This window comes from Pseudomonas sp. NY8896 (genome assembly GCF_039634505.1).
Genome location: NZ_CP132350.1, coordinates 1,386,737 through 1,400,476, shown reverse-complemented (window position 1 = coordinate 1,400,476; position 13,740 = coordinate 1,386,737). Strand labels below are relative to the sequence as shown.

11 protein-coding genes are annotated in these 13,740 nt (G+C 61.1%); 3 read left to right on the top strand and 8 right to left on the bottom strand.

Annotated features, from left to right (window positions below; translation table 11 throughout):
• The first annotated feature begins 2 nt into the window (after positions 1–2).
• Both Q9451_RS06195 and Q9451_RS06190 read left to right on the top strand, forming a co-directional pair.
• A complete protein-coding gene (locus Q9451_RS06195) occupies positions 3–872 on the top strand; it encodes an oxygenase MpaB family protein (RefSeq protein ID WP_012274234.1) in 870 nt (289 codons plus the stop codon).
• Positions 873–950: 78 nt separating this feature from the next.
• Positions 951–3,887: a DUF748 domain-containing protein gene (locus Q9451_RS06190; RefSeq protein ID WP_012274235.1), complete on the top strand. Its 2,937-nt coding sequence runs from the start codon at positions 951–953 to the stop codon at positions 3,885–3,887.
• A gap of 111 nt (positions 3,888–3,998) precedes the next feature.
• On the opposite strand, the gene Q9451_RS06185 is transcribed toward Q9451_RS06190, so the two are convergent.
• A complete protein-coding gene (locus tag Q9451_RS06185) occupies positions 3,999–4,418 on the bottom strand; it encodes a VOC family protein (RefSeq protein WP_012274236.1) in 420 nt (139 codons plus the stop codon).
• A 60-nt stretch (positions 4,419–4,478) separates the two neighbouring features.
• On the opposite strand from Q9451_RS06185, the gene Q9451_RS06180 reads away from it, so the two are divergent.
• Entirely contained in the window at positions 4,479–4,781 is a 303-nt protein-coding gene (locus Q9451_RS06180; protein WP_041166592.1) for a putative quinol monooxygenase, read from the top strand.
• 77 nt (positions 4,782–4,858) lie between these two features.
• On the opposite strand, the gene Q9451_RS06175 is transcribed toward Q9451_RS06180, so the two are convergent.
• The 7 genes from Q9451_RS06175 to nusA form a co-directional block, all read right to left on the bottom strand.
• Entirely contained in the window at positions 4,859–5,209 is a 351-nt protein-coding gene (locus Q9451_RS06175) for a BON domain-containing protein (protein ID WP_012274238.1), read from the bottom strand.
• 264 nt (positions 5,210–5,473) lie between these two features.
• Complete coding sequence (gene pnp / locus Q9451_RS06170; protein ID WP_345960892.1) at positions 5,474–7,579, bottom strand: polyribonucleotide nucleotidyltransferase; 2,106 nt, start codon at positions 7,577–7,579, stop codon at positions 5,474–5,476.
• Between the two features lie 250 nt (positions 7,580–7,829).
• Positions 7,830–8,099 (bottom strand): 30S ribosomal protein S15, encoded by a 270-nt coding sequence (rpsO, locus tag Q9451_RS06165; protein WP_012274241.1) that lies wholly within the window; start codon positions 8,097–8,099, stop codon positions 7,830–7,832.
• A 147-nt stretch (positions 8,100–8,246) separates the two neighbouring features.
• Positions 8,247–9,164 carry a tRNA pseudouridine(55) synthase TruB gene (gene truB / locus Q9451_RS06160; RefSeq protein WP_012274242.1) on the bottom strand — a complete coding sequence of 306 codons (918 nt, stop codon included), beginning with the start codon at positions 9,162–9,164 and terminating at the stop codon, positions 8,247–8,249.
• A 3-nt stretch (positions 9,165–9,167) separates the two neighbouring features.
• Positions 9,168–9,566 carry a 30S ribosome-binding factor RbfA gene (gene rbfA / locus Q9451_RS06155; protein WP_012274243.1) on the bottom strand — a complete coding sequence of 133 codons (399 nt, stop codon included), beginning with the start codon at positions 9,564–9,566 and terminating at the stop codon, positions 9,168–9,170.
• Positions 9,567–9,682: 116 nt separating this feature from the next.
• Positions 9,683–12,211 carry a translation initiation factor IF-2 gene (gene infB, locus Q9451_RS06150; protein ID WP_012274244.1) on the bottom strand — a complete coding sequence of 843 codons (2,529 nt, stop codon included), beginning with the start codon at positions 12,209–12,211 and terminating at the stop codon, positions 9,683–9,685.
• 27 nt (positions 12,212–12,238) lie between these two features.
• Positions 12,239–13,720 carry a transcription termination factor NusA gene (nusA, locus tag Q9451_RS06145; protein WP_009685349.1) on the bottom strand — a complete coding sequence of 494 codons (1,482 nt, stop codon included), beginning with the start codon at positions 13,718–13,720 and terminating at the stop codon, positions 12,239–12,241.
• Positions 13,721–13,740 lie beyond the last annotated feature (20 nt).

Sequence of the window (13,740 nt, the reverse complement as noted above, 5' to 3'; positions counted from 1 at the left end):
CCATGGAAGCCCTTCGTCGCCGTATCGAAACCCAGGTCATGAGCCTCACCGGGCTGGCCCTCGGCCAGCTCGACCTGGAATCGCCCAAGGGCGACCCTGGCCTGTTCGGCCCGCACAGCATCAGCTGGCGGGTGCATGGCGACTTCCCGAGCATGCTGGTCGGCGGCATCAGCGCCCTGATGCTGCAGCTGTTGCATCCGTTGGCCCTGGCCGGCGTGTGGGACCACTCCAATTTCCGCGAAGACCTGCTCGGCCGCCTGCGCCGCACCAGCCAGTTCATTTCCGGCACCACGTTCGGCGCCACGGGCGACGCCGAATGGCTGATCGACAAAGTGCGCACCATTCACCTGCAAGTTACCGGCACCGCGCCGGACGGCCGCCCCTATGCGGCCAGCGACCCGGACCTGCTGACCTGGGTGCATGTGGCGGAGGTCAGCAGTTTCCTCGCCGCTCATCTGCGTTACCGCAACCCGCAGCTGCCGCGCACCGAGCAGGATGCCTATTACAACGAAATCGCCCTGATCGCCGAGCGCCTTGGCGCCCGTGACGTGCCGCGTTCGTGCCAACAGGTGGAAGACTATCTGCAACGCATGCACCCCCAGCTGCACTGCGATGCGCGCAGCCATGAAGTGATACGAATCCTGCTCGATGCCCCTGCCCCCAGCCGCCTGGCACAGCCGGTGGGCAAGCTGATGCTGCACGCCGGTATCGACCTGCTACCGGGCTGGGCACAGGCCATGCTCGGCCTGCAACATGGGCCTTTGCAGCAGCGCCTGATTCGCCTGGGCCTCAGGCGCACAGCGCCAGTACTGCGCTGGGCAATGCGCGACGGCTCGGCGCACCGGGCCAAACGGCGCATGGGCATTGAGTGAGGTCAAATGGTCGCCCCTGCGGAACTGATTTAACGTGCCATACTCCAAGCACTCCTGCTTAGACAGACGAAGCGACACATGTACAAAGGATTGACTCGCGCCACTGGCGCAATCGTGGCCCTGGTAGCCCTCTATAGCCTGCTCGGCTTCCTTATTCTCCCCGGTGTCGCGCTGCGCATCGCCAACCAGCAGTTGGCCCAGTACGCGACCGTGCCGGCCCACCTCGAGCGGATCGAACTCAACCCCTTCAGCCTCGAGCTGACGCTGTGGGGCCTGCAGATCGGCGAGCCGGGCAAAGAGCAAGTCGCGTTCGAGCGGTTGTACGCCAACCTCTCGCTCGACAGCCTGTGGACCAAAGCCCTGCATCTGGAAGCGGTCGAACTCGACAAACCACGCAACGAAGTCCTGTTCGCCAAGGACGGGGCCCTCAACCTGACCGGGTTGTTCAAGCTGCCCGCCAGTGAGGCCAAACCTGACGAGCCGCCCAGCGACCCGTTCCCGTTGCGTATTGGCAGCATCAAGCTGGTCGACGGCTACCTGCACTTCGAGGACCAGCGCCCTAGCGAGCCGATCGAATTCCTCTACGACAACATGAACCTGGAGCTGAAAAACCTCAGCACCCTGCCCAACGACAATGCCGACATGTCCCTGGTGGCCCTCGGCCCCAACGGCGGGCGTATCGACTGGAAAGGCACCCTCAGCCTGGCGCCGATCGCCTCCGAAGGCACGCTGAAGGTCACCGAAGGCAAGATGAAGGCGTTCTGGCCCTATGTCCGTGACGCCGTGCCGCTGGTGCTGGAAGACGGCGTGATCAGCCTCGACACCCACTACAAGCTCAACCTCGCCCAGCAGACCGAGTTGCAACTGGACAACGCCTCCGTGCGCATCGCGCCGTTCGCCATCAAGGCGCCGGATGGCCGCCCGTTGGCACGCCTGGCCAGCCTGGAGGTGAGCGAAACCTCTGTCGATCTGGTCAAGCAACTGGTCACCGTGGGCAAGATCCGCAGCGAAAAACTGGAAACCTGGGCCGCACTGGAAAAGGACGGCCAACTCGACTGGCAGAAGCTGTTCGCCAGCCAACCGGCCAAGGCCACGCCAAAGGAAAAGGCCGAACCTGCCGCCGCCGAGCCTACGCCTGAAGAGAAAGCCGCCAAGGCGCCCAGCAAGCCCTGGCAAGTGCTGCTCAAAGATGTGCAACTGCGCAACTACCTGGTGCACCTGGCGGACCGCAGCCAGAAAGAACCGGTAGCCTTGGACATTGGCCCTCTCAACGCCGACCTGCAAGGTTTCGACAGCCTCAACCAGTCGCCCTTCACCCTCAAGCTCGACACCGGCGTGGGCAAGCAAGGCAAGCTGCAAGCGGCTGGCCAGGTCAACCTGGCGCCAATTTGGGCCAAGCTGGATGTGAGCACCCGTGACATCGACCTGCGCGTGGCCCAAGCCTACATCAGCCCGTTCATCCTGCTGGAGCTGCGCAGCGGCATGCTTTCCAGCGACCTCAAGGTATACCTGAAGAACACCGCGCCGCTGGCGTTCAATGTCACCGGCAAGGCGCAAGTCAGCCAGTTGCACACCCTCGACACCATCAAAAGCCGCGACTTCGTCAAATGGCAGCAAGTGAACGTCGACGGCTTGTCCTACGTGCACGGCGATGCACTGTCGATCGACAAGGTAACCCTGCTGCAGCCCTATGCGCGTTTCATCATCAACGAAGACCGCACCACCAACGTCAATGACCTGCTGATCCCACAACCGGCCGGCGCCCCGGCGAGCAACACGTCAAAGCCGGCCTCGGCCAGCAGCGGCAAGCCACTGGGCATTCACATCGGCCAGATCGACATCAACGACGGCTCGGCCAACTTCGCCGACCTGTCGCTCACCCCCAACTTCGCCACGGCCATCCAGCAGCTCAATGGCCAGATCGGCACCATCGACAACCGCAAGCCGCTGCCGGCCAAGGTGGACGTCAAGGGCAAGGTCGACCGCTACGCACCGGTTACCATCAAGGGCGCTCTCAACCCGTTCAACCCGTTGGCCAGCCTGGACATCGCCACCAGCTTCAAGCGCGTCGAGCTGACCACGTTGACGCCCTACTCCGGTAAATTTGCCGGCTTCCGCATCCGCAAAGGCCGGCTCAACCTCGACCTGCACTACCTGATCACCAACGGCCAGCTCAAGGCCGAGAACAAGGTCGTGGTGGAGCAGCTGCAACTGGGTGAAAAAGTCGACAGCCCGGACGCGGTCGACCTGCCGATCCGCCTGGCGGTGGCACTGCTTAAGGATACCGAGGGCAAGATCTCGATCGAACTGCCGGTCACCGGCGACCTCAACAACCCGCAGTTCAGCGTGATGCCGATTGTTTGGCAAACCCTGCGTAACCTGGTGCTGCGTGCGGCACAGGCACCGTTCAAGTTCATTGGTGGGCTGATTAGCGGCGGGGGCGCGGAAGACCTCGGCAACGTAGCGTTCGCCCCGGGTTCCAGCGAACTCAGCGGCGATGCCCAGTCGTCCCTGGACAAACTGGCATCAGCACTTAAGGAGCGCCCGGAACTGCGTCTGGAAATCGAAGGCACCAGCGCCCAGGCCAGTGATGGCCCGCTGATCGCCCAGCAACGCCTGGAGCGTGAGTACCAGGCCACCTGGTACAAGATCCTGCAGCGCCGTGGCGACAAAGTACCGGCCAATGCCTCGATGCTGGTGGTCGACGACAGCGACAAGCCGGCAATGCTTGAGGGCATCTATCGCACTCGCCTTAAACAGCAGCCGCCTGCCGAATGGGAGCAACTGGGCCGCGACGAGCGCACCGCCAAGCTGCGCGAGGCTGTGATCAAGTCCTGGGCAGAGAGCACCGCACTGCTGCGTACCTTGGGCCAGGAGCGGGCCAGCAGTATCAAGGATTACCTAGTGGACAAGGGCAAGCTGGAAGATGACCGGGTGTATTTCATCGATACCAGCCTGGGGCAGCCTGAAAGCGATGGCCGGGTGGTGACGCCGATGCATCTGGATGCCGAATAATCGCTTAAGGCAGGCCCGGCCTCTTCGCGGGTAAACCCGCTCCCACAGGTACTGCACAGTCCTTGTGGGAGCGGGTTTACCCGCGAAGGGGCCCGATCAGGTGATATCAATTCAGGCACTCACCAACCGCTGCCCCGACACCGCCGGGTGATACAGCGGCTGTACCTTGTTCCCCGCCGGGTCCAGCAAGTGGAAGCTGCGCGCCCCGTCACCATGGTTGAAAGGCCGGTCCAGCAAGGTCACGCCATGGGCCTTGAAGTACTGGTACCACGCCTCCAGCTCCTCCACGCTGTCCACGATGAACCCGTAGTGATCCAGGGTCTGCAACCCATTGGCCGCCCCTGCCCCCCGCCCCAGCGACAGGTTGTCGTTACCGCAGGTGAGGTACACCAGGTCCTCGTTGGCGCGGTTCAGCACTTCCATGCCCAGCACATCGACGTAGAAACGCTCACACTCTTCAAGGTTGGGTACCAGCAAGGCAATGTGGCGCAGGCCATTCAGGCGGCCAGGGCGTGCAGGCAATTCGGACATTGGCGGGGCTCCATTTTTGTATACAATTCAAAACAGAATTTAAAACAAAAGGAGCGCTTTGTGTATAGCTTGTTCATCAAGACCCGAGTGAAGCCCGGCTGCGCCGAAGCTTTCCTGACCGCGATCAAAGTCAATGCCGCAGCTTCCGTCGCCAGCGAACCAGGCTGCCTGGTGTTCGATGTGTCGCAGGACCGGTTCGACCCAGACGTGATCTACCTCTACGAAATCTATCGCGATGATGCGGCGTATGACGCGCACACCCAGACCGCACATTTCCGCGATAGCCGCCCATTGGTCGAGCCCCTGATCGCCGAACAGGAATGCTTCGAAAGCGATGTGATCACGCGCAACCCGATGTACTAGCTGAGATGAAAAAGCCCCGGCTCAGGCCGGGGCTTTGTGCATAAGTGGCCAAATCCGTTTGGCCGACGGGACATTCCTTACTCGGATTTCAGGCCATCAGCCGAAACGGCCTGCACACCTTTGATCTTCTTGGCGATGGCAACAGCCATCTCTTTCTGTGCATCGGTCACCGCCACATCGGACGACAGCGACACGACACCCTTGTTGGTTTCGACTTTGATGTCGCTGCCAGGCACACCTTTCTCGGTCATCAGGTCAGCCTTCACCTTGGTGGTGATCCAGGTGTCGGAGGTAGCTTCCTTGGCTTTGGTCACCTCACCAGCCGCCAGAGTCATCGGCGCCTGGGTAGATTGCTGGGCGAATGCCGCGTTAGCCATGGTCAGGGTCAGAGCGGTGGCAGTAGCGGCAGCAATGGCGAACTTCTTCATGTGGGTCACTCCTGTTTTTCGAAAGGTCTGCGCCGTATGTCCTGGCGTCAGGTATGAGGGTAGTTGCATGTGCTGTGCCAGCTTTACCGCTTCGCTTGAACCTTTATAAATCAATGACTTAGCTAAACGCCATCACTTGAGCGTTCGTGCATTTTGCAATCAGCGTGGGAAACCTGCATGCAAGATGCAAGTCCGCTAAAGGTTCCCGTCGCGCATGAAAAAAGGGCCCCGAAGGGCCCTTTCCGTGTTGCGTGCAACCGTCGCTTAAACGCCCGAGGCCTTGGCCGCAGCTACGTCCTTGATCGACAGCTTGATACGGCCGCGGTTGTCCACGTCCAGTACCAGCACTTCGACTTCCTGGCCTTCTTTGAGGATGTCGGTGACTTTCTCGACGCGAGCATCGCTCAGCATGGAGATGTGCACCAGGCCGTCCTTGCCAGGCAGGATGTTGACGAAGGCGCCGAAGTCGACGATGCGCTCAACCTTGCCGACGTAGATCTTGCCGATCTCGGCCTCTGCGGTGATGCCCAGGATGCGCTGCTTGGCAGCCTCTGCCGCTTCCTTGGTTTCGCCGAAGATCTTGATCGAGCCGTCGTCTTCGATGTCGATCGAGGCCTTGGTCTCTTCGCAGATGGCGCGAATGGTGGCGCCGCCTTTGCCGATAACGTCACGAATCTTGTCGGTATCGATCTTCATCGCGATCATGGTCGGGGCGTTGGCCGACAGTTCGGTACGCGACTGGCCAATGATCTGGTTCATCTGACCGAGGATGTTCAGGCGCGCTTCCAGGGCTTGGCCCAGGGCGATTTCCATGATCTCTTCAGTGATGCCGTTGATCTTGATGTCCATCTGCAGCGCGGTCACGCCCTTGGCGGTACCGGCTACTTTGAAGTCCATGTCGCCCAGGTGGTCTTCGTCACCCAGGATGTCGGTCAGGACCGCGAACTTCTCCCCTTCCTTGACCAGGCCCATGGCGATACCGGCAACCGGTGCCTTCATCGGCACACCAGCGTCCATCAGCGCCAGGGAAGCACCACAGACCGAAGCCATGGAGCTGGAGCCGTTGGATTCGGTGATTTCCGAAACCACGCGAATGGTGTACGGGAACACGTCAGCGGCAGGCAGCATGGCCTGAACCGAACGACGGGCCAGACGGCCGTGGCCGATTTCGCGACGGCCAGCACCGCCCATACGGCCGCACTCACCTACCGAGAACGGCGGGAAGTTGTAGTGCAGCATGAAGGGGTCTTTCTTCTCGCCTTCGAGGGTGTCCAGCAGCTGGGCGTCACGGGCAGTACCCAGGGTCGCAACGACCAGGGCCTGGGTTTCGCCACGGGTGAACAGCGCCGAACCGTGAGTCTTCGGCAGCACGCCGACTTCGATGTTCAGCGGGCGAACGGTCTTGGTGTCGCGACCGTCGATACGTGGCTTGCCGTTTACGATGTTTTCGCGAACGGTGCGGTATTCGATTTCGCCGAAGATTTCTTTCACTTCGGAAGCCGAAGGCTGGCCTTCTTCACCGGAGAACTTGGCGATCGCCTGATCGCACAGCTCGCCCAGACGCGCATAGCGGTCGGCCTTGACGGTGATGGTGTAGCCCTGCGAAACCGCTTCGCCGAACTCGGCGCGGATAGCGTTGAACAGCTCGGTGTTGGCAACTGCAGGTTTCCAGTCCCAGGTCGGCTTGGCAGCTTCGGCGGCCAGCTCTTTGACAGCCTGGATCACAGCCTGGAATTCGTCGTGGGCGAACAGTACAGCGCCCAGCATCTGGTCTTCGGTCAGCTCTTGAGCTTCCGATTCAACCATCAGTACGGCGTCGGCGGTACCGGCAACGACCATGTCCAGGCTCGAGGCAGCCAGTTGCTCGTAGGTCGGGTTCAGCAGGTAGCCGGTGCTTTCGTGGAAAGCAACGCGAGCGGCGCCGATCGGGCCTTCGAACGGGATGCCGGAAATGGCCAGGGCAGCCGAGGTACCGATCATCGCAGCGATGTCCGGGTCGGTCTTCTTGCTGGTGGAAACCACGGTGCAGACAACCTGCACTTCGTTCATGAAGCCTTCCGGGAACAGCGGACGGATCGGACGGTCGATCAGGCGCGAGGTCAGCGTCTCTTTCTCGGAAGGACGGCCTTCACGCTTGAAGAAGCCACCCGGGATCTTGCCGGCGGCGTAGGTCTTTTCCTGGTAGTGAACCGACAGCGGGAAGAAGCCCTTGCCTGGATCAGCCTGTTTGGCGCCTACCACGGTCACCAGCACGGTGACGTCGTTGTCGACGGTAACCAGCACGGCGCCGGTTGCCTGACGGGCGATACGGCCCGTTTCGAGAGTAACGGTCGATTGACCGAACTGGAAAGTCTTGATTACCGGGTTCACGGTTTCCTACCTTTTTCAGTGGCTCTTGGGGGAACTGGTTTCTTGCGAATTCTTGGGCAGAACAGGGAATCGGCCCCATTGACCGTCCAGATACAACACGAGGTTGGGAGCCTGGCTGAAGAGCGGAAAACCGCTCAACTTCACCAGGCTGCCAACCTCGGAGATACGCATGACATGCTCATAGACAACGCTGCCAGGCAGCGTTGCCAATGCATGAGACACGCCATGCACACCACTGACCAGGCCGCTATTAGCGACGCAGGCCCAGGCGACCGATCAGGGCGCTGTAACGAGTGGTGTCTTTGCCCTTCAGGTAGTCCAGCAGCTTACGACGCTGGTTTACCATACGGATCAGGCCACGACGCGAGTGGTGGTCTTTACCGTTGGCCTTGAAGTGGCCTTGCAGCTTGTTGATGTTCGCGGTCAGCAGAGCAACCTGAACTTCTGGGCTACCAGTGTCGCCAGCGGCTTGCTGGAAGTCAGTAACGATTTGAGCTTTTTCTTCAACGCTGAGGGCCATTTGGCTTCTCCTGATAACGGATCCCGCATGCGGGGTCCAATAGGCCAGGGACAAATCCCTGTATTAATAAAAAAGGTGTGACCGTGCCTACTGACAGCCACCCTTGATTCCGTGAGACCCGGCAACAGCCTGGCCCCGCGGTTTCGGTCATTCCGACCGAATCAGCCGACGCGGCGCAATGCGCCCGTCTTCGCTCACTTCACCGATACCGATGAAGCGCGCATTATGATCCTGTACCCGGACCATGCCAAATTGTGGCGCGTCCGGCGCGCGTACCGCCTGCCCATGCAGCCAGTAGAACGCACTGTGTTCCGACAGGCTGACCATCGGCCAGTCCTGCAGCCCGCTGTCAGATGGCATCAGGAAGCGGTCGAGCGCTTCGTTGCCACCGTCGGCATGGGCCTGTTCGAGTTCCTCGAGGGTAACCGTCTGTGCCAGCGCGAAGGGCCCGGCCTGGGTCCTGCGCAGCTCGGCGACATAAGCGCCGCAGCCTAGGGCTTCACCGATATCCTCCACCAGGGTGCGGATATAGGTGCCTTTGCTGCATCCTACGCTCAACCGTGCACGGGTGCCTTCGCACTCGAGCAACTCCAAGCGGTTAATAGTAACAGAACGCGCCTCGCGCTCCACTACCTCTCCTGCACGCGCCAGTTTGTACAGCGGCTGGCCATCACGCTTGAGCGCCGAGTACATGGGCGGTATCTGGCTGATGGGGCCACGAAAACGTGGCAGCAGCGCCTCGATATCGGCGCGACCAACGGTCACGTCGCGGGTCTGCAGTACCTCGCCCTCGGCATCGCCGGTGTTGGTAGTCTGCCCCATCTGCATGACGGTTTCGTAGCCCTTGTCGGAATCGAGCAAGTACTGCGAAAACTTGGTCGCCTCGCCGAAGCACAGCGGCAGCACGCCGGTTGCCAACGGATCGAGGCTACCGGTGTGGCCGGCCTTTTCCGCATTGAGCAGCCAGCGCACCTTTTGCAGGGCGGCGTTGGACGTGAAGCCCAGCGGCTTGTCGAGCAGGATGATGCCGCTGACATTGCGGCGGATACGTTTGACCTGGGCCACCACTTACTCCTTGGTGCCCGACTCGTCGGCATCCTTGTGCAGGCGGTCTTCGGCCACTGCACGCTCGATCAGCGCCGACAGGTGCACACCACGGCTGACACTTTCATCGAAGTGGAAGTGCAGCTGCGGCACGCTGCGCAGTTGCATCGAACGCCCCAGGTGCAGACGCAGGAAGCTGGCAGCACTGTTCAATGCCTTGAGCGACTGCTGCACGGCGTCCGGGGTTTCCTCGCCCATGACGGTGATGAACACCTTGGCATGGCCCAGGTCACGGCTGACGTCCACGGCGGTGATGGTCACCAGACCGACGCGTGGGTCCTTGACTTCGCGACGGATCAGTTCGGCCAGCTCGCGCTGCATCTGATCGCCAATACGTTGGGTACGGCTATATTCTTTGGCCATTCTTGCTACCTGTAACTTAAAGCGGCAAACGCCCGGACAGACGAATGCCTGACCGGGCGCTACCTGAAGAGGTACCGCAAGCCGCCCTGTAGCGGGCGCTTGCGGCTCGCTCGCCCTTAAAGGGTACGAGCCACCTGGACTTTCTCGAAGACTTCGATCTTGTCGCCGACCTTGACGTCGTTGTAGCTCTTGACGCCAATACCGCACTCCATGCCCGAACGCACTTCGGAGGCGTCGTCCTTGAAGCGACGCAGCGATTCCAGCTCGCCTTCGAAGATCACAACGTCGTCGCGCAATACGCGGATCGGACGGTTGCGGTAAACGGTACCCTCGATGACCATACAGCCAGCGATGGCGCCGAACTTCGGCGAACGGAACACGTCACGCACTTCGGCGACACCCAGGATGTTCTCGCGAACATCGCTGCCGAGCATGCCGGTCAGGGCCTTCTTGACGTCTTCGATGATGTCGTAGATCACGTTGTAGTAACGCATATCCAGACCTTCTTGCTCGACGATCTTGCGCGCACCGGCATCGGCACGCACGTTGAAGCCGAACAGTACTGCGTTCGAAGCCAGCGCCAGGTTGGCGTCGCTTTCGGTGATACCACCGACGCCACCACCAATCACACGCACCTGCACTTCGTCGTTGCCCAGGCCGCCAAGCGAGCCCTGCAGTGCTTCCAGAGAACCACGCACATCGGTCTTGAGAACGATGTTGAGGGTTTTCTTCTCTTCCTGACCCATGGTCTCGAAGATGTTTTCCAGCTTGCCGGCGTGAGCACGGGCCAGCTTGACCTCGCGGTACTTGCCTTGACGGAACAGGGCAACTTCACGGGCTTTCTTCTCGTCGGCAACCACGGACAGCTCGTCACCGGCTTCCGGGGTACCGTCCAGGCCGAGGATTTCGACCGGGATCGACGGGCCGGCTTCCTTCACAGGCTTGCCGTTCTCGTCGAGCATGGCACGCACGCGGCCATAGTTGGAACCGCACAGAACCATGTCGCCCTGACGCAGGGTACCGTCCTGAACCAGGATGGTCGCCACTGGGCCACGGCCCTTGTCCAGGCGCGATTCGACGACCACGCCACGACCTGGAGCGGTCGGGGTTGCAGTCAGTTCGAGGATCTCGGCCTGCAGCAGGACAGCTTCGAGCAGTTCGTCGACGCCGGTACCCATCTTCGCCGAAACCTTGACGAACGGAGTGTCACCACCCCAGTCCTCGGAGGTTACGCCTTCGACGGACAGTTCGTTGCGGATGCGATCGAGGTCAGCACCTGGCTTGTCGATCTTGTTCACCGCGACCACCAGCGGAACGCCAGCTGCCTTGGCATGCTGAACGGCTTCGCGGGTTTGAGGCATCACGCCGTCGTCCGCTGCCACCACCAGGATGACGATGTCGGTCGCCTTGGCACCGCGTGCACGCATCTGGGTGAAAGCTGCGTGGCCCGGGGTGTCGAGGAAGGTGACCATACCGCGGTCGGTTTCCACGTGGTAGGCACCGATGTGCTGGGTGATACCACCGGCTTCGCCAGCGGCAACCTTGGCACGACGGATGTAGTCGAGCAGCGAGGTCTTACCATGGTCAACGTGACCCATGACAGTAACCACCGGTGCACGCGACTCGGTCTGGCCTTCGAATTTCAGCGATTCGGCCAGGGAGTCTTCCAGCGCGGTGTCGCTGACCAGGGTGACCTTGTGGCCCAGCTCTTCTGCGATCAGCTGAGCGGTTTCCTGGTCGAGCACCTGGTTGATGGTGACCGGAGTACCCATCTTGAACATGAACTTGACCACTTCAGCGCCCTTGACGGACATCTGGTTGGCCAGCTCGGAGACCGTGATGGTCTCGCCGATGGTCACGTCACGGATGACGGGGCCAGTCGGGTTCTGGAAGCCGTGCTGATTACGCTTTTTCAGCTTGCCCTTGCCGCCACGACCACGACGAGCGCCATCGCTCTCTTCGTCGGTAGTGCGCGGAGCAGCACGCGGAGTCGGCGCCTTTTCCTTCTCCTTGACCTTGACCTTGATCGACACACGAGGCGCCTCGCCACGACGACGGTCGTCATCGCGAGTACGGCTTTCGTTGCGACGGGTCTCGTCCTTCTTGCGCTCGGCAGCACGGGCTGCAGCGTCTTCGGAGGCCGGAGCGTCGGCGACTACCGGGGCCGGGGCAGCGGCAGGAGCCGGCTCTGGCTTGGCGGCAGGCGCAGGGGCGGCTACAGCGGAGTCGGCCGCCTGACGACGGGCTTGCTCTTCGTTGCGCTGGCGAACTTCGGCCTCGACCTTGTCGCGAGCGGCATTTTCAGCCGCGCGGCGCTCATCCAGCTCACGCTTCTGCTCAGCCTGGATTTCTTCCGGGCTGCGCTGCACGAAAACTTTCTTCTTGCGTACTTCTACGCTGATGCTCTTGCTACCGGCGACACGCAGGGTGCTGGTGGTTTTGCGCTGCAAGGTAATCTTGCGCGGCTCTTCCGCCTTGCTCTTGTGGCTGCTTTTCAAATGAGTCAGCAGGGTCTGCTTCTCATTGTCGGTCACTACCTGACCGGCGTCGGTGTGCGGCAGACCTGCCTCACGCATCTGCTGCAGCAGGCGCTCTACCGGTGCCTCGACCTCTTGGGCCAGTTCTTTCACCGTGACTTGCGTCATGCACTTCTCTCCTCAGGCCGCGCCTAATTACTCGAACCAGTGGGCTCGGGCGGCCATGATCAACTTGCCGGCACGCTCTTCGTCGATGCCGTCGATGTCGAGCAGATCGTCGATCGACTGCTCGGCCAGGTCTTCGCGGTTAACCACGCCGCGCACCGCCAGTTCAGCCGCCAGGTCCTTGTCCATGCCCTCGAGGGAGAGCAGGTCTTCGGCCGGGTGGGCGTCTGCCAGTTTTTCTTCGGTAGCGATGGCCTTGGTCAACAAACGGTCCTTGGCTCGAGCGCGGAGCTCATTGACGATATCTTCGTCAAAGCCATCGATGTTGAGCATTTCTTCCAACGGTACGTAGGCAATTTCTTCGAGGCTGGTGAAGCCTTCGTCGACCAGCACTTGGGCCAGCTCCTCGTCGACTTCCAGTTCATCGATGAAATTGCGCAGGATGTCACCGGTTTCGGCCTGTTGCTTGGCCTGGATGTCCTTCTCGGTCATCACGTTCAGGGTCCAGCCGGTCAACTGACTGGCCAGGCGAACGTTCTGACCGCCACGGCCAATGGCCTGGGCCAGGTTGTCCTCGGCGACGGCGATGTCCATGGCATGGGCATCTTCATCAACGATGATCGCCGCGACTTCGGCCGGCGACATGGCGTTGATGACGAACTGCGCCGGGTTATCGTCCCACAGGACGATATCCACACGCTCACCACCCAGCTCCCCGGATACGGCCTGGACGCGCGAACCACGCATGCCGATGCAGGCACCTTGCGGGTCGATACGCTTGTCCTTGGAGCGGACGGCGATCTTGGCTCGCGAACCCGGATCACGGGAAGCAGCCATGACTTCGATGAGGCCCTCGGCGATTTCCGGCACTTCAATGCGGAAAAGCTCGATCAGCATCTGCGGCGCGGTGCGCGACAGAATCAGCTGTGGGCCACGGTTTTCAGTGCGAATTTCCTTGAGCAGCGCACGCAGGCGCACGCCAACACGGAAGGTTTCGCGCGGAATGATGTCTTCGCGAGCCAGCAAGGCCTCGGCATTGTTGCCCAGGTCAACGATGACGTTGTCGCGGGTAACCTTTTTAACGGTACCGGAGATGATCTCGCCCACGCGTTCGCGGTAGGCATCAACCACCTGGGCGCGCTCGGCCTCACGGACCTTCTGCACGATGACCTGCTTGGCGGTCTGGGCGGCGATACGACCGAACTCGATGGACTCGATCTTCTCCTCGATCACGTCACCGACCTTGGCTTCAGGGTGGGTGTCCTTGATCTTGTCCAGCCAGGTCTCGATTGCCGGATCATCAAGATCGGCTTCGTCGACCACGGTCCAACGACGGAAAGTCTCGTAGCTACCGGTGTGGCGATTGATTTCCACACGCAGGTCGACTTCGTCTTCAAAACGTTTTTTGGTTGCAGTGGCCAGGGCCACTTCCAGCGCTTCGAAAATGACGCCGGGCGGTACACCTTTTTCGTTGGATACCGATTCAACAACCAGCAGTACTTCTTTGCTCATCGTACGCCTCGCCTTGCGCA

Bases quoted from the DNA above. Each gene is read 5' to 3' on its own strand.
- Q9451_RS06195 (WP_012274234.1), top strand. From the start codon at position 3: ATGGAAGCCCTTCGTCGCCGTATCGAAACCCAGGTCATGAGCCTCACC.
- Q9451_RS06190 (WP_012274235.1), top strand. From the start codon at position 951: ATGTACAAAGGATTGACTCGCGCCACTGGCGCAATCGTGGCCCTGGTA.
- Q9451_RS06185 (WP_012274236.1), bottom strand. From the start codon at position 4,418: ATGTCCGAATTGCCTGCACGCCCTGGCCGCCTGAATGGCCTGCGCCAC.
- Q9451_RS06175 (WP_012274238.1), bottom strand. From the start codon at position 5,209: ATGAAGAAGTTCGCCATTGCTGCCGCTACTGCCACCGCTCTGACCCTG.
- rpsO (WP_012274241.1), bottom strand. From the start codon at position 8,099: ATGGCCCTCAGCGTTGAAGAAAAAGCTCAAATCGTTACTGACTTCCAG.
- rbfA (WP_012274243.1), bottom strand. From the start codon at position 9,566: ATGGCCAAAGAATATAGCCGTACCCAACGTATTGGCGATCAGATGCAG.
- infB (WP_012274244.1), bottom strand. From the start codon at position 12,211: ATGACGCAAGTCACGGTGAAAGAACTGGCCCAAGAGGTCGAGGCACCG.
- nusA (WP_009685349.1), bottom strand. From the start codon at position 13,720: ATGAGCAAAGAAGTACTGCTGGTTGTTGAATCGGTATCCAACGAAAAA.